The sequence below is a fragment of the Chromobacterium vaccinii genome, from assembly GCF_001855275.1.
GTDB lineage: Bacteria > Pseudomonadota > Gammaproteobacteria > Burkholderiales > Chromobacteriaceae > Chromobacterium > Chromobacterium vaccinii.
In genome coordinates this window covers 4,318,342-4,335,028 of the sequence record NZ_CP017707.1, presented here as the reverse complement: position 1 = coordinate 4,335,028, position 16,687 = coordinate 4,318,342, and the positions used below count along the sequence as shown (strand labels likewise).

The 16,687-nt window shown below is 63.3% G+C and carries 16 protein-coding genes; 10 read left to right on the top strand and 6 right to left on the bottom strand.

The window, feature by feature from the left end; genetic code table 11:
* Positions 1 to 9 precede the first annotated feature (9 nt).
* The 10 genes from BKX93_RS24880 to BKX93_RS20115 all read left to right on the top strand — a co-directional run bounded on the left by BKX93_RS24880 (position 10) and on the right by BKX93_RS20115 (position 9,017).
* Positions 10 to 324 carry a hypothetical protein gene (locus tag BKX93_RS24880; RefSeq protein WP_145929349.1) on the top strand — a complete coding sequence of 105 codons (315 nt, stop codon included), beginning with the start codon at positions 10 to 12 and terminating at the stop codon, positions 322 to 324.
* 184 nt (positions 325 to 508) lie between these two features.
* Positions 509 to 964 carry an SUKH-3 domain-containing protein gene (locus BKX93_RS24210; RefSeq protein WP_082107257.1) on the top strand — a complete coding sequence of 152 codons (456 nt, stop codon included), beginning with the start codon at positions 509 to 511 and terminating at the stop codon, positions 962 to 964.
* An 88-nt stretch (positions 965 to 1,052) separates the two neighbouring features.
* Entirely contained in the window at positions 1,053 to 2,063 is a 1,011-nt protein-coding gene (locus BKX93_RS20150) for an ankyrin repeat domain-containing protein (RefSeq protein ID WP_145929348.1), read from the top strand.
* 275 nt (positions 2,064 to 2,338) lie between these two features.
* Complete coding sequence (locus tag BKX93_RS20145; RefSeq protein WP_070981064.1) at positions 2,339 to 3,256, top strand: carbohydrate kinase family protein; 918 nt, start codon at positions 2,339 to 2,341, stop codon at positions 3,254 to 3,256.
* A gap of 68 nt (positions 3,257 to 3,324) precedes the next feature.
* Complete coding sequence (locus tag BKX93_RS20140; RefSeq protein ID WP_070981063.1) at positions 3,325 to 3,834, top strand: methylated-DNA--[protein]-cysteine S-methyltransferase; 510 nt, start codon at positions 3,325 to 3,327, stop codon at positions 3,832 to 3,834.
* Positions 3,835 to 3,911: 77 nt separating this feature from the next.
* Positions 3,912 to 4,910, top strand: coding sequence for a DUF1176 domain-containing protein (locus BKX93_RS20135; RefSeq protein WP_070981062.1), 999 nt, complete (start codon positions 3,912 to 3,914; stop codon positions 4,908 to 4,910).
* Positions 4,911 to 5,313: 403 nt separating this feature from the next.
* Positions 5,314 to 6,906: an ABC-F family ATP-binding cassette domain-containing protein gene (locus tag BKX93_RS20130; protein WP_070981060.1), complete on the top strand. Its 1,593-nt coding sequence runs from the start codon at positions 5,314 to 5,316 to the stop codon at positions 6,904 to 6,906.
* 178 nt (positions 6,907 to 7,084) lie between these two features.
* Entirely contained in the window at positions 7,085 to 7,357 is a 273-nt protein-coding gene (locus tag BKX93_RS20125; RefSeq protein ID WP_070981058.1) for a hypothetical protein, read from the top strand.
* A complete protein-coding gene (locus BKX93_RS20120) occupies positions 7,350 to 8,258 on the top strand; it encodes a sensor histidine kinase (protein WP_052717591.1) in 909 nt (302 codons plus the stop codon). The genes BKX93_RS20125 and BKX93_RS20120 overlap by 8 nt, the downstream gene beginning before the upstream one ends.
* A gap of 9 nt (positions 8,259 to 8,267) precedes the next feature.
* Positions 8,268 to 9,017: a LytR/AlgR family response regulator transcription factor gene (locus tag BKX93_RS20115; RefSeq protein WP_070981056.1), complete on the top strand. Its 750-nt coding sequence runs from the start codon at positions 8,268 to 8,270 to the stop codon at positions 9,015 to 9,017.
* A 95-nt stretch (positions 9,018 to 9,112) separates the two neighbouring features.
* Here the strand turns inward: BKX93_RS20115 and BKX93_RS20110 are convergent, their stop codons facing one another.
* The 6 genes from BKX93_RS20110 to pflA form a co-directional block, all read right to left on the bottom strand.
* Positions 9,113 to 10,762, bottom strand: a complete 1,650-nt coding sequence (locus BKX93_RS20110) for a HAMP domain-containing methyl-accepting chemotaxis protein (RefSeq protein WP_186009453.1) — start codon at positions 10,760 to 10,762, stop codon at positions 9,113 to 9,115.
* Positions 10,763 to 10,959: 197 nt separating this feature from the next.
* A complete protein-coding gene (locus tag BKX93_RS20105) occupies positions 10,960 to 12,609 on the bottom strand; it encodes a methyl-accepting chemotaxis protein (protein ID WP_070981053.1) in 1,650 nt (549 codons plus the stop codon).
* 119 nt (positions 12,610 to 12,728) lie between these two features.
* A complete protein-coding gene (locus BKX93_RS20100) occupies positions 12,729 to 13,154 on the bottom strand; it encodes a GNAT family N-acetyltransferase (protein ID WP_070981051.1) in 426 nt (141 codons plus the stop codon).
* Between the two features lie 32 nt (positions 13,155 to 13,186).
* Complete coding sequence (gene ggt / locus BKX93_RS20095) at positions 13,187 to 14,851, bottom strand: gamma-glutamyltransferase (RefSeq protein ID WP_070981049.1); 1,665 nt, start codon at positions 14,849 to 14,851, stop codon at positions 13,187 to 13,189.
* Positions 14,852 to 14,969: 118 nt separating this feature from the next.
* Positions 14,970 to 15,713 (bottom strand): copper homeostasis protein CutC, encoded by a 744-nt coding sequence (locus BKX93_RS20090; protein WP_046157258.1) that lies wholly within the window; start codon positions 15,711 to 15,713, stop codon positions 14,970 to 14,972.
* 113 nt (positions 15,714 to 15,826) lie between these two features.
* Positions 15,827 to 16,606, bottom strand: a complete 780-nt coding sequence (gene pflA / locus BKX93_RS20085; protein ID WP_046157259.1) for a pyruvate formate-lyase-activating protein — start codon at positions 16,604 to 16,606, stop codon at positions 15,827 to 15,829.
* Between the last annotated feature and the right edge of the window lie 81 nt (positions 16,607 to 16,687).

Genomic DNA, 16,687 nt, shown 5'->3' with positions numbered 1-16,687 from the left:
AGTATATTAATGAGCAAAGAACTTAAAGCAATAAAGCAAAGTCTAGATGAGTTTTACGATAAATCGTTTGACTCTGATGACGTAGAGAGAGCGGAAAACAAGAGCATCAAAGAAGAGATAGTCAAACTAATAATTCATGCACACAAGAACAACAACTACCAACTTGTAAAAGATAGCATCAACATGCTAGCCGGAAACACAGGATGCCAAGAGGATTTTGAAATTCTTGAAGAAATAATTACTCCACTTCAATCTGAAGGAATTTTATCAGATCCGAAATTGAATAGCTTGATTAAAGCCTCTCCGTTGTCTCGCTGGACCTAGTAGATACTACTACTGCCCTCATAAAAATGCCTACCGATCCAAAATAAACTGGTAGGCATTTCAATTTCACTTTGCTCTTCACATTTAAAGATGGATCAAAAGCCAGCCAAATATTATCAGCCCAACAATATAGATTAGCCTTCCAGATCTTTCATCACACTGAACTCAGGCTACATCGCACATAATGAATTACAAATTCACACGCCAAACAATGGATGTACTTATAAAGCATGGCTGGAGTCCTAACAGAGCGATTTCAACACAGGGCATTATTTCAACTTGGAAAAATGAAGGTTATGAAATTTTTCAAGAGGCATTGGATTTCATAAAAACCTTGGATGGAATTACTTTTAAACACACATCCAGAAGTGGAGAATCCGAAGGCGAGTCATGTTTTGACTCCATATTGGCAACAAAAGGATTTGATCGCCTTTGGGCCATTGAAGTTTACGAGCCTATTATTGGAAAAAAATTAATTCCGATAGGACAAGGATACTCTAGACATCTGACCTACCTAATATCCAACGACGGTGCAATTTATGGCGGATATGATGATTTTTTCTGCGAAATTGGATCCGACGTTTGCAAAGCAATAGAAAACATTATTTGCAATAAAGAATTCATTACTATCAACTCCTGAAAATTACAAACACTAGTCACAAGATTAACTAAGGATACAAAGCAGCCATTAGTGTTTCACCACCCCAAGCAACGAAAATAGTTCCATAATGAAAAAATTCCTACTTTCGCTCACAGCCTCAGCCATGCTGGCATTCTCCATTTCTGTCCATGCCAAGTCTCTGGAAGACAAACTGCTGGATGCCACAGCAACTTACATCGACAAGCCTTCGGCTAAGAAAATGCAGGCAATAGACAAGCTGCTAGCTCAAGGCGCCAAACCTCATTTCGCCTTCCCGATGGATGCGGAAGAGGCTGTGGAGATTCCCACTCCGCTAGGCTTATCCATCTACTTCAATGATGCGGCGCTGACTCACAAGTTTCTGGAAGCCAAGCCAGACCTGTCCCTGCCGATTTCCATTCAGATGAATATGCCGCCGATGATGTATGCGATGCTGCCGCCGCAAATCTCCCCGAAAGAAAGGGAAGCCCGCCGCGCCATCATCAAGGATTTACTGGCCCACGGCGCGAACCCCAACGTAAAGACCGCGGATGACGGCACCACAGCCTTGATGGCGGCCGGCGGCGTGGTGCAGGTATATCCGCCGGATCTGGAAAACGCCAAAGCCCTGCTGCAGGCAGGCGCGGATGCCAATGCTCGCAATCAGTATGGCGACTGGCCGCTGACATCGATGGGCGCCAGCAATCTCGGCATCGTCAAACTGATGCTGGAAGCCAAAGTGGACGTGAAAAAGCCGAACGGCAATGGCCAAAACGCCATGCACTTCGTCTGCACCCGCTATTTCAAGACGCGCGCCAACACGCCGGACCCGGATGCTGAACAACGCATCGCCCTATTGAAGCAAGCCGGACTGGACATCAATGGCATGCCGGAGCAACAAGGTTTGTCGACATTTGGCAATCCGCTGTACACCGCGCTGCAAGAAAAGAACCCGGACTGCGTGCAGGCTCTGCTCAAGCAAGACGCGTCACCCGATGCGCCGGCGGTACGCGATCTGCACGGCAATACCCACACGCTGAGGGAATGGCTGAAAGCCGAAGGCAAGGACTTCCTGAAGAACAACGCCATCCCCGCTAGCCTACGCAAGCAACTGCTGTAAGCCCTCTCTGCGCCGTTCGCCATTCCCGCCGGCGGCGTCCCACTGCTTATTCTCAAGCCCAATACGGCATCCCAGTCGCCCCTGGCTAACATTCAAAGCCTGACCCAAAACAATGCGATATGCCGAATACAAGCTGGACAATGACGCTTCAAGCATTCACCATCATATCCGATACGATTTGGACCAGCCTTTTGACTTATATCCGCGCCAGCGGAGTCTAGGCGCATCACCGTCTTAACTCTCAGCACATCGCGCGTCCTGGAGAAGCATAGAAGATGACTCCCCCACAGTTCATCGCCTTTGGCGAAGCCCTGACCGACTTCATCCGTGTAGACACCGATACCTGGCATTCCCGGCCGGGCGGGGCCGGCTGGAATGTGGCCAGGGTGGTGGGCAGGCTGGGAGTGGGCGCCGCATTCGCCGGCGCGGTCAGCGACGATCTGCTGGGCCGGCAACTGCTGGAAGCGTCCGCCGCCGCCAGCCTGGATACCCGTTTCATCCAGCCCTTGCCTTATCCGCCGCTACTGGCGATGGTGCCGTCCAGCCAGCCGCCATCGTATTTTTTCGTCGGCGACAATAGCGCCGATCTGCATTTCGATCCGGCCCGGCTGCCGCCGGACGGGCTGGACGCGCTGCGCATCGCCTACTTCGGCAGCATCAGCCTGGCCAGGCCGCCGCTTGCCGACCGGCTGCTGGCGCTGGCGCGTGAATTGGCCGCGCGCGGCGCGGCCATTGCTTTCGACCCCAATATGCGCAGCGCGATGAGCGAAGCCGGCTACCGCCGCCGCTTCGAGGCGCTGGCCGGCCTGGCCAGCTACATCAAGGTTTCCGATGAGGATCTGCAACAGCTGTTTCCCGCGCAGGATCAAACCCATGCGCTGGAAGCCCTGCGCCGCCTCGCGCCCCAGGCGGCCATCCTGTTCACCCGCGGCGCGGACGGCATGAGCCTGATCAGCCCGGACGGCGAGCAGGAACAGCCGGCGCTGCCCGCCGCGGTGGCGGACACCATAGGCTGCGGCGACGCCTCCATCGGCGGCCTGATCGCCAGCCTGCTGAAACACCCGGCCCGGACGATGGCGGAACATCTGCGTTTCGCCGCCGCCACCGCCGCCTGCACCGCCGGCCATGCGGGCGCTTACGCGCCGGATGAGACGATGGTGAACGCGAAGCTGGCGTTGCCGTCGGCCGCCTGATCCATATCGAATCCCTGCCGGGATGGCGCTACAATCGCGTCACCCCGCCCTGCTTCAAGGTAAGCCCCATGACCACTGCCGCCTGCCACGGCCTGATCGATACCCGTTTCGGCCCGGCGGCCGCCTGGCTGGACATCCGCGGCGCGCTGCTGCGCTTGCTGTTCAACCCCACGCCCGAACAGCTGGCCGCTCACGCCTGCCCGCGCGACGACGCGGCGCTGGCCGAGGTGGCGCGCCAGTTGGCGGAATACCAAGCCGGCGAACGCCAAGCCTTCGATCTGCCGCTGGCGCCGCAAGGCACGGCGTTCCAGCAGCAGGTATGGGCGGCGCTGCGCGAGATCCCCTATGGCCATACCGTCAGCTACGGCGAACTGGCGCGCGCCCTGGGCAACCCGGACGGCGCGCGGGCCGTGGGCCGGGCCAACGCCACCAATCCCATCGCGCTGATCGTGCCCTGCCACCGGGTATTGGGCACGGACGGCAGCCTCACCGGCTACGCCGGCGGCCTGCCGCTGAAGGCCGCGTTGCTGCGTTTCGAGCTGGAGCGCAGCGCGCCGCCGGGGCTGTTCGGCGGATAGCCCGCGTTCTGCGTCAAACGACACGCCGCCGCAAGTCCCGCCGCCATCATCCAGGCAATGCAAAACAAGGAACCCGCATGAAACGCACCCTGCTCGCTTCCGCGCTGCTGGCGCTGGCCCTGCCCGCCTCGGCCAAGGTTTACCAATTCAAGGACTGGGCCGTCGCCTGCGACAATGTCCGCCGCTGCCAGGCCAACGGCGCCCAGGCCGAGGACGGCGACAACCCGGTCAGCCTGCTGTTGACCCGAGAAGCCGGCCCCGGCGGCAAACTGAACGCTCAGTTGGATGTGGCCGATCCGGACGACGGCAAGGTAGGCAAACTGACGCTGCGGGTGGGCAAGCTCAAGTGGGCCAATATCGGCCCCGAGCAGGTTTTCAGCCCCGCGCAGACCGCGCAGCTGCTGGCCGCCATGCTGGATGCCGACGCAGTGGCGCTGGCCGACGGCAAGCATCAATGGACGCTGTCGCTGGCCGGCCTGAAAGCCGCGCTGCTGAAAATGGACGATCTGCAGGGCCGGATAGGCACTCCGGGCGCGCTGGTGAAGAAAGGCGGCAAGCCGGAATCCGCAGTGCCGGCCCCACAGGCTCCGCCGTTGCTGGTTCCGCAGCAGCCGCCCGCCGCCAAGCCTGGCGATCAGGCCTTGCTGCCCGCCATACTCAAGCAACTGCGCGCCGCCAACAAGGAATGCTGGAACGAGCTGCCGGATGAAGAGCACCCCGATACCGGGCTGTACCGGCTGAGCGCCAACCAGGTGCTGGCGCTGCGCGAATGCGGCCGCGGCGCCTATCAGGGGGACTACAAGGTTTGGATCAGCGGCGACGCTCCGCCCTTCCGCCCGCGCGAAATCAAGCTGCGCGGCGAAGACGGCAAGGAAACCTTCCTGATGAGCGCCGTCTTCGACAAGGGCGTGCTGTCCAGCTACGCCAAGGGCCGCGGCATCGGCGATTGCGGCGGCGGCGCCAGCTGGGCCTGGACCGGCAAGGATTTCCAGCTGATGTCGGCTCAAGAAGCGCCGCAATGCCGCGGCATTCCCGGCGGCGTGTCGCTGCGCACCTGGGTCACCCGGCAAAAATAAGGCTGCGCGGAAACCCGTACAGAACAGCGGAAGCGGCGGAACGGATAAATAGTGTGTGCACACACCGCCGCTGTTTCCAAGGCTGCCTTACCAGACAGAGTTGATTTCATGCAGGTTTTCAGACGCTAGCGGCCCGCCACCGCGCTGGCTTATACTGCGCAATCTTCCACTCCTCTTACGTAAAGAAAGGAGGTAAATATGGTTTTCTCTGCGCGCCCATTCATGCTGGCTCGCCTGTACGGCACATTTGAACGCTCTTGCCTGCCATCCATCGCGCTGCGATAAGCGGGTTCGAGCAAAGCCACACTCCCATCCTTCAGAGTCCTTTCTCGACTCACCCCCGTTGTCGCCAGCGCTCCTGTTGACAGGGACTTCCACGTCCCAAGCAAGCGAGAGCACAAGCATGACAACCCTGATTTCCGCATTGTCCATTCAACTGGACGCCGGCCACGGCCCGCTGTTCCAGGATCTCTCCTTCACCGTAAAACTGGGCGACCGCATCGGCCTGATCGGCCACAACGGCTGCGGCAAGAGCACGCTGCTGAAACTGCTGTCCGGCCAACTGGAGCCCAATAGCGGGGAGATTCAATACGCGTCCGCCTGCCGGCTGCAGCATGTCGAACAACACCTGCCCGAGCGGCTGTACGCGCTGAGCGCGCGCCAGGCCTTGCTGGAGGCGGTGGAGCCGGACCAGCATTGGCGGGCGGACAGCCTGCTGGCCGAGCTGGAGCTCAGCGCCCAGGCCGACACGCCGGTCTCCGGCCTCAGCGGCGGCCAGCACACCCGGCTGCTGCTGGGCCGCGCCGTGCTGCGCCAGCCCAATCTGCTGCTGCTGGACGAGCCCAGCAACCACCTGGACCTGCCGTCGCTGCTATGGCTGGAGGACTTCCTCTCCCGCTGGCCGGGCGGCTTCATCCTGGTGTCGCACGACGCCAGGCTGCTGGACCGCGCCACCCGCCACAGCTGGGTGATGCGCGACGCGCGGCTGTACCGTTTCGAGCTGCCGTGCAGCCAGGCGCTGGCCGAACTGGCCGAAACCGACGAAGCCGCGCGCGCGCGCCATGCCGGCGAGCAGAAGGAGATAGACCGCCTCGCCGCCAGCAGCAAGCGGCTGGCGATCTGGGGCCGCGAGCACGACAACGAAAAACTGGTGCGCAAGGCCAAGTCGATGGAGAAGCGCATCGACAGGCTGAAGGACGAGCAGACTTTCGTCAGCCGCGGCAGCCCATGGCGGCTCAGCCTGCAAGGCCAGGCGCTGTCGGCCGACAGCCTGCTGGCTTTCGAGTCGCTGCCGGTGTCGGCCGCGCCCGGCCTGCCGGCGCTGTTCGCCGCCGCCGAGCTGTGGCTGCGGCCCGGCGACCGGGTGGCGCTGTTGGGCGCCAACGGCGCCGGCAAGTCATCGCTGCTGCGCCAGTGCTGGGCAGACCTTCAGGCCGGCGAGCCGCGCGCCGGCTGGCGCTGGCATCCGGCGGCCAGCATCGCCTATTACGACCAGTCGCTGCGGCAGCTGGCCGACGAGGCGACGCTGATCGACGCGCTCTATCCGCTGGCGCCATTGCCGGAAGCGGCGCGCCGGCACGCGCTGATCGCCGCCGGCTTCGCCTATGCCCGGCACGACCAGAAAGTCAGCGCCCTCAGCGGCGGCGAACGCGCGCGGCTGCTGTTTCTGGCCTTGTCGCTGGCCAGCCACCATTTGCTGTGGCTGGACGAGCCGACCAACCACCTCGATCTGGACGGCAAGCGCGAGCTGGCCGGCGCGCTGGCGGCCTTCCCCGGCGGCGCGTTGCTGGTCTCGCACGACCGCGAGCTGATCGAAGCCGCGTGCAACCGCTTCTGGGTGCTGGACGACGGCCGGCTGCGAGAATGGCAGCGACTGTGCGAACTGGAAGCGCTGCTGGCTGCTGACCTTGCCCGCAAGCCCAAGCATCAGAAGCCGCAGCTGCAGCAGGCATGGCGCGGCGAAATGCAGGCGCTTGAACAAGCGCTAGGCCTGTAACACCCTCCCCCGGAAGCCATGCGGCGTTCCGGGGGATTTTTCCTCCCGGCCAAACCAGCCGCGTTTCATCCGCGCCAGACGCGTTTCATCCCACGCTTTCGGCAGTCTGTCGCATGTCGATATCATCCCCTGCGGCCCTCTCCTACAGTCACATCACAAACCAAACAGGAGAAACGCCATGAACTACTTCGACACCGCCGCGCTGTTGGACGCTCTGATCCAGCTCTGCCATCATATCCCGTCGTACTGGCTGCAATTGACGGACTGGGCGGGCAATATGGACTGGGGCCATCTCGTCCTGTCCGCGCTGCTGACCATCCTGGCCGTCAACGCCGTGATCGTGCCCGCGGCGCTGGTCTGGCTGTCGCTGGACTTCACGCAGCCCAAGCGACTGTTCCGCCAGGCCCATTTCAAGATTCCGTCGCAGCGCAAAGAGGTGAAGCATGGATAATCACAACCGCCCGGCGATGAGCCAGGACCACGCCGGCGCGATTCTGCAAACCGTAGAGCGAGTCTGGTGGAGCTTCGTCGACAAGGTGGCGCGGCTGGGGTGGGGCCGGCTGGCGCTGGCCTCCCTGCTGGCGATGATCCTCGGCGGCATTCTGCAGCTGCACATGCTGGCGCTGACGCTGGTGCTGGTGTCTATCCTGGTGAAGATACTCGCCGGCGGCAAATACCAGGCCGAGCGCGCCGCCGACCAGGCCATCGCCCGCAGCGAGGAGGCCGAGCAGCAGGCCGAGCTGGAGACGCTGCAGCGCCAGCTGGCCGAAGCGCGGATGGGCGCGCTGCAGGCGCAGATCGAGCCGCATTTCCTGTTCAACACCCTGTCATCGGTGTGCCAGCTGATGGAGGAATCGCCGGTCAAGGCGCTGTCCATGCAGAAAGCGCTGATCCGCTACCTGCGCTCCTCGTTGCCGGAATGGCGCGACTCGCCCGGCGAAACCAGCCTCGGCCAGCAACTGGAGCTGTCGCGCGCCTATCTGGAAATCATGCAGTTGCGGATGGAAGACCGGCTGCAGGTCCGGCTCAAAGTGCCCGAATCGCTGCTGGCCGCCCGCTTCCCGGTGATGATGCTGCAAACGCTGGTGGAGAACGCCATCAAGCACGGCCTGGAGCCCAAGGCCGAGGGCGGATCCATCGAGGTGGGCGCCAAGGTGCTGGACGGCAGGCTCCGGCTGGAAGTGCGCGACGACGGCGCCGGCTTCCCGGAACAGCCCGGCCAGGGCATGGGTCTCGCCAATATCCGCGAGCGGCTGGCCATGCTGTACGGACCGCAGGCCGAGCTGGCGCTGGAAGCGCCCGAGTCCGGCGGCACCCGCGCCACCATCGTCCTGCCCTTTGCCCTGAGCTGAAAGGAAACCATGAGCACGCTGACCGCCCTGATCGCCGACGACGAGCGCCTGATGCGCGAACAATTGCGCGCCGCGCTGGAACGGGTCTGGCCGGAACTGGAAATCGTCGCCGAAGCCCGCGACGGCGGGCAGGCGGTGGAACTGGCGCGCGAACATCAACCCGATCTGGCCTTCCTGGACATCACCATGCCGGTGCAAAGCGGCATCGCCGCGGCGATGGAGCTGGATGGCCTGTGCCCGGTGGTGTTCGTCACCGCTTACGACCAATACGCGATCCAGGCTTTCGAGGAAGGCGCCATCGACTACCTGCTCAAGCCGGTGGAGGACGACAGGCTGGCGCGCACCCGCCAGCGCTGGCAGCAGCGCGCGCCGGAAGCCGCCGCGCCGGACTGGCAGTCCGCGCTGAAGCAATTGAGCCGTCAACTGGAAAAACCCGCCCACCTGCGCTGGATACGCGCGTCGGTGGGCAGTTCGATGCGGATGATCGCCACCGAAGAGGTGCTGTTTTTCCAATCCGACGAGAAATACACCCGGGTGCAGACCGCGGGCGGCGAGGCGCTGATCCGCATGCCGATCAAGGAACTGCTGCCGCAGCTGGACCCGGACGAATTCTGGCAGGTGCACCGTTCCACCCTGGTGCGGGTGGCCGCCATCGAACAAGTGCGCCGCGACCAGCGCGGCATGCAGCTGCTGCTGCGCGGCTATCCGCAGCCGCTGGAGGTGAGCCGCAGTTACGCCCATCTGTTCCAGCGGATGTAGCCAAGTGTTTTCAGAGATGAAGGGGATGTCGGCCTCGCCGGCATTCCCTTCTGGTTTTCCCGCCTCCCGCCAGCGCGGCGGGGCGAACCGGGTCCTTATTCCATCCGGAAAGCCAGCGTAGTCTGCTGCAGCCTCTCCGCCACCACCGCCAGTTCGCGCGTCGCCTGCGAAAACACCTCCACCGCCACGCCGTTTTCCTTGGACATCGCCGCGATGGCCTCCACCCGCCCCGCCAGCTCGGTGCTGGCCTGGCGCTGCTCGCCCACCGCCATCGCGATCTCGTGGATCACCGACACCACGCCGGCGGCGCGCTCCTCCACCGCGCTGATGGTGGCCGACGCGTTCTCGGCCGCCACCACCACGTCGGCGACGATCTGGCGGCTGCTGCGCATGCCGTCCACCGCCTCGCGCGCGCCGCCCTGGATCTTGCCTATCATATTGGTGATTTCCTGCGCCGAGCTGGTGGTGCGCTCGGCCAGCATGCGCACCTCGTCGGCCACCACGGCGAAGCCGCGGCCCTGCTCGCCGGCCCGCGCGGCTTCGATCGCCGCGTTCAGCGCCAGAAGATTGGTCTGGTCGGCCACGTCCTTGATCACGGTGGCGATGCTGCCGATCTGCTGCGCCTGCTCGGACAGCGACTCCAGGCTGTCGGCCGAGCTGCTGACGCTCTCGTTGACCCGCCTCACCTGCGCGGTGGAATCCTGCACGTCCTTGTTGCCGGCCTTGGCCTGCTGGCCGGCTTCGGCCGCTTGCTCGTTGGCGTGGCCGGCATTGCTGGCGCACAAGTCTATGCTGACCGTCAGCTCCTCAATCGACGCCGCCGCGCTGGAGGTGGCGTTGACCTGCTGGCCGATGCTGGCGCTAACCTGCTCGGTGGAGGCCGCCAGCTCTTCCGAGGTGGCGGCGACCATCGCAGCCGAGCGCACGATCTCGCCCACAGTGGCGCGCAGCCGCTGCTGGGTATCGGCCAACGAGCGCATCATGTCGGCGACTTCATCCTTGCCTTGGGGCCGGATATCGCCGGTCAGATCGCCGCCGCCTATCTTGTCCATCGCCGCGCCTGCGCTGCGCAAGCTGCCGACGATGCCGTTCTGTATCGCCAGCCCCAGGCCAATCAACAGAAGCAAGCCGACCACCAGCACCGAGATCGCCGTCGTTCGCACTTGCTGGTATTTCGCCTCAGCATCCTGCTGCGCTTTGTCTGCTAGTTGGGTGTTGATTTTTGACAGTTCGGTCAGCACATCGTCGGCAGTCTGGAACAGCGGCCTGCACTGCTTGGCCATGATGGCCAGCGCCCTCTTGTTGTTGTCGCCGTTGCCGGTGTCGGCGTAACTGAGATCGCGCATCTGCTTGCACGGCACCTCCATCGCCGCCCAGGCGGCATCGAAGCGCCTCAGTCCATCCACTTCGGGAGGCGTCAGCTCGGTCTTGCGATACATGTCCAGATATCGCCTCACTTCGGCCTCTTGCGCCTCGCGCCTCGCACTCACCTGATCCATCACCGTCTTTTCGCTTTCAGCGATGTAACGGTAGTCGGAACGGCTGACATAAGCCGCCTGCTTGGCGGCCTGGCCCAGCCAGCGTACCGGTTGCAACATATTTTTATGCATGTCGGTGGTAAGCTCGAACATGCTGGAGGCGCCAAAAATCCCGTTGAGGCCGATAATGAATGCGGCGGCGGCGGCGACGACGATCAGGCTGAATATTTTCAGCCGGATGCTGAATTGGGAGAGAAATTGAGTCACGCTATGCTCCAAGCTGCCAGAGGTCATTACACCTAGCGTTTTAGTTGAGACTGGAAGCAATCACCAAGCCAGGCCGTCTACCCACCCGATGGCGCAACCCGCTTGAAAGCGCCCGCCAAGCTGGCGATGCGGGGGCATGTGAAAACGCCCCCGGCCGTGGACAATATGGCCGGGGGCGTTGGCAAGACAGCTGCGGATTAATCCATGCGGAAAGCCAGCGTGGTCTGCTGCAGCTTTTCAGCCACCATCGCCAGCTCCCGCGTCGCCTGCGAGAACACATCCACCGCGATGCCGTTTTCCTTGGACATCTCGGCGATGGCCTCCACCCGTCCCGCCAGCTCGGTGCTGGCCTGGCGCTGTTCGCCCACCGCCATCGCTATCTCGTTGATCGCCGACACCACGCCGGCGGCGCGCTCCTCCACCGTGCTGATGGTGGCCGACGCGTTCTCGGCCGCCACCACCACGTCGGCGACGATCTGGCGGCTGCTGCGCATGCCGTCCACCGCCTCGCGCGCGCCGTCCTGGATCTTGCCTATCATATTGGTGATTTCCTGCGCCGAGCTGGTGGTGCGCTCGGCAAGCTTCCTCACCTCGTCGGCCACCACGGCGAAGCCGCGGCCCTGCTCGCCGGCCCGCGCAGCCTCGATCGCCGCGTTCAGCGCCAGCAGGTTGGTCTGGTCGGCCACGTCCTTGATCACGGTGGCGATGCTGCCGATCTGCTGCGCCTGGTCGGACAGCGACTCCAGGCTGTCGGCCGAGCTGGTGACGCTCTCGTTGACCCGCTTCACCCGGACGGTGGAGTCTTGCACGTCCTTGTTGCCGGCCTTGGCCTGCTGGCCGGCCTCCGCCGCCTGCTCGTTGGCCTGCCCGGCATTGCTGGCGCACAAGTCTATGCTGACCGTCAGTTCCTCAATCGACGCCGCAGCGCTGGAGGTGGCGTTGACCTGCTGGCCGATGCTGGCGCTGACCTGCTCGGTGGAGGCGGCCAGTTGCTCGGAAGTGGCCGCCACGCTGGCCGCCGAGCGGATGATCTCGCCCACGGTGGCGCGCAGCCGCTGCTGGGTGTCGGACAAGGAACGCATCATCTCCGCGATTTCGTCCCGGCCGCTCACCTTGACCTCGCCGGTCAGGTCGCCGCCGCCCATCTTTTCCATCGCCCGGCAGGCCTCTTTCAGGCTGCCGACGATGCCGGTCTGGATCGCCAGCCCCAGCGCGGCCAGCACCACCAGGCCCACCACCAGCACGCTGATCGCCATGGTGCGCAGCGATTGGTACTTGCCTTGAGCATCGTCCAGCGACTTGTCCGCCAGCTTGACGTTGATAGCCACCAGTTCATTCAAAATATCGTCCGCTGCATTAAACAGCGGCCGACACTGCTTGGCCATGATGGCCAGCGCCTTCTTGTTGTTCTCGCCATTGCCGGTGTCGTTATAGCTGAGATCGCGCACCTGCTTGCACGGCCCCTCCATCGCCGCCCAAGCGGCGTCGAGTCGCTTCAATCCATCCACTTCGGGAGGCGTCAGCTGGGTCTGCCGGTACTGGTCAATGAACCCCTTCATATTGGTCTCTTGCTTTTCTCGACTGGCCTGTATTTGGTCCATGACCGATTTTTCTGACTCGGCGATATACCGGTAATCGGAGCGGTTGATGTAGATCGCGCTCTTGGACGCCTGGCCCAGCAAGTAGATCGGTTTGAGCGCGTTGTCGTGCATGTCGCGGGTCAGGTCGAACATGCTGGAAGCGCCGGAAATGCCGTTGACGCCGATGATCAACGCGGCCAGCACGCCAAGCACGATCAAGCCGAAGATCTTGGCGCGGATGCTGAATTGGGCAAGAAGTTGAATCACGCTATGCTCCCTACTGCCTAGGTAGTTACACATAGCGTTTTAGTTGAGACTCGAACCAATCACCAGTCATGATTCGATAAATCCGTCAATGCCGGACGTTGAGACGCCCGGCGGCCAAATCAGTCCCGCAACGACTTCCGGTAAAAAATGCGGCTGTGGCCGGGCGGGTAGTCGTCCAGTTCGCCGAAGCGCTGGTAGCCCAGGCTTTCGTAAAAACGCGGCGCCTGGAAACTATGGGTGTCCACCCAGGCGCCGATACAGCCGCGCGTCTTCGCTTCAGCCTCGGCCTCTTCCATCAGCCGGCGGCCCAGCCCCAGGCCGCGCGCGCCGGACGGCGCGGCCAGCAGCTCGGTGTACAGCCAGCCGTAACGGGTATAGCCCCACAGGCCGCCGACCACCTGCCCGTCCTCGTCCTCCACCCGGATCACCAGCGGCCGATGGCCGCCGGCGCCGACTTGGGCATCGTTGTAAGTAATCAGGGGAGCGACGATGGCCGTTCTCGTTTCGGCATCCGCCGCATCGCTCAGCACGGTTTTGTACTGCATGTCTTTCTCGTTTTTCTCTGTTCAAAAATCGCTTACTCGACAACGATGCCGACGCCGCGTCCGCGCGGATCGGACGCGGTTTCGGTCTTGTCGCCGCTCACCCTCACCGCCTGGATGTCTCCCATCCGCCAGCCCTGGTCCTTCAGCGTATAGCCCATCGCCTTCAGCTCCTGAGCGGCCTGGCCGGCCAATGGCGCGTACTGGTCGTAGAAAATGGTGTCCTTGGGCAGCAGCTGGTGATGGACGCGTTGCGCCGCCACCGCGTCTTTCAACGGCAGCTTGTAGTCGTACAGATTGTTCAGCACCTGGAAGATGGAGGTGAAGATGCGCGAACCGCCGGGCGTGCCGATCACCAGCTCCACCTTGCCGTCGCGGGTGACGATGGTGGGCGACATCGACGACAGCATGCGCTTGCCGGGGGCGATGGCGTTGGCGTCCTTGCCCACCACGCCGAAGGCGTTGGCCACCCCAGGCTTGGCGCTGAAGTCGTCCATCTCGTCGTTGAGCAGGAAGCCGGCGCCCTTGACCACCACGCCGCTGCCGAAATCGAAGTTCAAGGTGTAGGTGTTGGCCACCGCGTTGCCCCACTTGTCGACGATGGAGAAGTGGGTGGTCTGGCGCGGGTCCAGACCGGGCTTGATGTCCGGCGTCGGCGAAATGGCGGTGGGGTTGATCTCGGCCGCGCGGCGCTCGAGATAGGCCGGGTCGATCAGCTGCGCCGCCGGTGTCTTGACGAAGTCCGGATCGCCCAGGTAGTCGGCGCGGTCGGCGAACACCCGCTTCTCGATCTCCGCCAGCAGGTGGATGTAGCGGGCGGAGTTCAGCGCCACGCCGGTGAAATCCGATGCCCGCTCCTGCTTGATGCCCAGCAGCTGCGCCAGCGCGATGCCGCCGGAGCTGGGCGGCGGCGCGGTGTAAACCATTTTGTCGCGCCAGCTGATCTTGATCGGCTCGCGCCACTTGGCGCGGTAGTCGTTGAGGTCGTCGGCGGTGATCAGGCCCTTGTCGCGCTTCATCTGCGCCACCAGCAGCTTGGCGGTGTCGCCCTGGTAGAACTCGGCCGCGCCGTAGCGGGCGATGCGTTTCAGCGTGGCGGCCAGCTCGGGCTGGCGGAAAGTCTCGCCGCCCTTCATCTTGCCGAAATACTGGGCGAAGTTGGTTTTGCCTTCGAACAGCTTCACCGCCTCGTCGCGATACTGGTATTGGCGGGCGGCTACGGCAAAGCCCTGCTCGGCGTAGTTGATCGCCGGTTCCAGCAATTGCTTCCATTGCAGCTTGCCGAAGCGCTGGTGCGCCTGCCACAAGCCCATCACCGTGCCCGGCACGCCGGCGGCGCGCGCGCCGACCAGGCTCATGTCCGGCGCCACCTTGCCGTCCTTGTCCAGGTACATGTCGCGGCTGGCGGCCTTGGGCGCCACTTCGCGGTAATCGAGGAAATACGGTTTGCCGCCCTGGTAGATGGTCATGAAACCGCCGCCGCCGATATTGCCGGCCTCCGGGTAGGTGACCGCCAGCGCGAAGGCGGTGGCCACCGCGGCATCCACCGCGTTGCCGCCGGACTTCAGGATCCGCGCGGCGACTTCGGCGCCGTATTGGTCCGGCGAAGCCACCGCGCCCTGGCCCGCCAACGCCGGCAGGGCGATCAGCAGAAGGCCGCCGCCGGCCAGCGCGTTGCGGGACATGGAAACCAGTTTCATAGCTCACCTCCTCTGTAGGCTGACATAGGATGCTTATGCCATTTGTTAAGAAAGTGTGCCACACATTTAAGGTAAATTCAGGCTGGCAATATTCCATGCCGCTTCAGCGCGCAGCCGCTCATAACCGATCCAGCGCGTCCCGCAGTTCCCTCACCAGCGCCGCCGAGGTTTCCTGCCGCGCATATTCATCGACGCCCGGCGCGCCCATGCCGACGCCGCCGCGCCGATAGCGCATCCCGCTCGTCGCCACGCCCCGCGCCGACGCGTGGAATTCCGCGCAGCCGCTCGCCGCCGCCAGTTCGGCGATATTGCCGGCGCGCACGCCGGCGCCGGGCATCACCGTCAACCGCGTCCCGGCCTGCTCGCGCAGGCTAGACAGCAACGCCGCGCCCTGCGGCGCGGTCGGCGCCTGGCCGGAGCTGAGCAGGCGCTTGCAACCGGCGGCGATCACCTCCTCCAGCGCCCGCTCCGGCTCGCGCGCCAAGTCGAAAGCGCGGTGAAAGGTCACCGCCATCGGCCCGGCCAAGCTGACCAACTCCCGGGTGCGGGCCGCGTCGACATCGCCGTCCGCGGTCAGCAGGCCCAGCACCACGCCGTCCAGCCCCAGGCTGCGGCAGACTTCGACATCATGCGCCATCGCGTCGAACTCCAGCGCGGAATAGAGGAAATCGCCGCCGCGCGGGCGGATGATGGCGTGCAGCTTGATCTCCAGCTTGCCGCGCGCCATCGCCAGCGTGCCGTAGGACGGCGTGGTGCCGCCCTCGCCCAGGTTGTCGCACAGCTCCACCCGCTGCGCGCCGCCTTCCTGCGCGGCGACACAGGACGCCAGCGAACCGGCGCAAATTTCCAGAATCTTGCTCATTTCCGCTCCTTTTCCTTATTCCAGACCGCCCGCAAGCGCCAAGGTGCCCCAAAAACGCAAAAACCGCCGGCGCGAAGCGCGGCGGCGGTTTGCAGGAATGGCGCAGAGAAAACTCAGGTGACTTTCATGCCCCGGCTGGCGAACAGCGCGCGCGCATGCGCGACTTGCTCGGCGGTGGGGATAGGCGTGTCATTAAGCTGGTACTCCATGCCCAGCTGCGCCCACTTGTCCTTGCCCAGTTGATGGAAGGGCAGCACTTCCACCCGCTCCACCACATCGCCGAGCGTGGCGATGAAATCGGCCAGGCGCTCGATGTCGGCGTCGCCATCGGTGAGGCCGGGCACCAGCACGTAGCGTATCCACATCTTCTTGCCCAGCCGCTGCAAACGCTGGGCGAAGTCCAGCGTCGGCTGCAAAGGCTGGCCGGTCAACGCCTGGTATTTTTCCGGATCGAAATGCTTGATGTCCAGCATCACCAGGTCGACATCGTCGAACCATTCATCCGGCACGCGCTCGTGCAGGAAGCCCTGGGTGTCCAGCGCGGTATGCAGGCCGAAGCGCTGCTTGATCGCATGGAACAGCTCGCCGACGAACTCGTGCTGCATCAGCGGCTCGCCGCCGGAAATGGTGACGCCGCCGGCGAACTTGAGGAAGCGCGCGTAAGAGGCGACTTCGGACAGCGCCTGCTCCACCGTGACCTGGCGGCCGTTGTGCAGCTTCCAGGTATCCGGGTTGTGGCAGTACAGGCAGCGGAATTGACAGCCCGAGGTGAAAAACACGAAACGCATGCCGGGGCCGTCGACGCCGGCGCCGCTTTCGGTGGAATGCAAATAGCCTATGGTTTCGGCCTTAACGCATGCTTCGGTGTGGTCTGCGGCAATAGGTGGGATCATGCCGTTTCTCCGGTGAATCTTGTGAAAAAGCGGGGCTTTCCTTTCGGACCGCCCCGCCATTGATGCGATGGTGTTTCCGCG

Coding starts and splice junctions, on each gene's coding strand:
- BKX93_RS20140 (WP_070981063.1), top strand. CDS start 3,325: ATGACCACTGCCGCCTGCCACGGCCTGATCGATACCCGTTTCGGCCCG.
- BKX93_RS24880 (WP_145929349.1), top strand. CDS start 10: ATGAGCAAAGAACTTAAAGCAATAAAGCAAAGTCTAGATGAGTTTTAC.
- ggt (WP_070981049.1), bottom strand. CDS start 14,851: ATGAAACTGGTTTCCATGTCCCGCAACGCGCTGGCCGGCGGCGGCCTT.
- BKX93_RS20125 (WP_070981058.1), top strand. CDS start 7,085: ATGAACTACTTCGACACCGCCGCGCTGTTGGACGCTCTGATCCAGCTC.
- BKX93_RS24210 (WP_082107257.1), top strand. CDS start 509: ATGAATTACAAATTCACACGCCAAACAATGGATGTACTTATAAAGCAT.
- BKX93_RS20135 (WP_070981062.1), top strand. CDS start 3,912: ATGAAACGCACCCTGCTCGCTTCCGCGCTGCTGGCGCTGGCCCTGCCC.
- BKX93_RS20090 (WP_046157258.1), bottom strand. CDS start 15,713: ATGAGCAAGATTCTGGAAATTTGCGCCGGTTCGCTGGCGTCCTGTGTC.
- pflA (WP_046157259.1), bottom strand. CDS start 16,606: ATGATCCCACCTATTGCCGCAGACCACACCGAAGCATGCGTTAAGGCC.
- BKX93_RS20150 (WP_145929348.1), top strand. CDS start 1,053: ATGAAAAAATTCCTACTTTCGCTCACAGCCTCAGCCATGCTGGCATTC.
- BKX93_RS20120 (WP_052717591.1), top strand. CDS start 7,350: ATGGATAATCACAACCGCCCGGCGATGAGCCAGGACCACGCCGGCGCG.
- BKX93_RS20130 (WP_070981060.1), top strand. CDS start 5,314: ATGACAACCCTGATTTCCGCATTGTCCATTCAACTGGACGCCGGCCAC.
- BKX93_RS20100 (WP_070981051.1), bottom strand. CDS start 13,154: ATGCAGTACAAAACCGTGCTGAGCGATGCGGCGGATGCCGAAACGAGA.
- BKX93_RS20145 (WP_070981064.1), top strand. CDS start 2,339: ATGACTCCCCCACAGTTCATCGCCTTTGGCGAAGCCCTGACCGACTTC.
- BKX93_RS20115 (WP_070981056.1), top strand. CDS start 8,268: ATGAGCACGCTGACCGCCCTGATCGCCGACGACGAGCGCCTGATGCGC.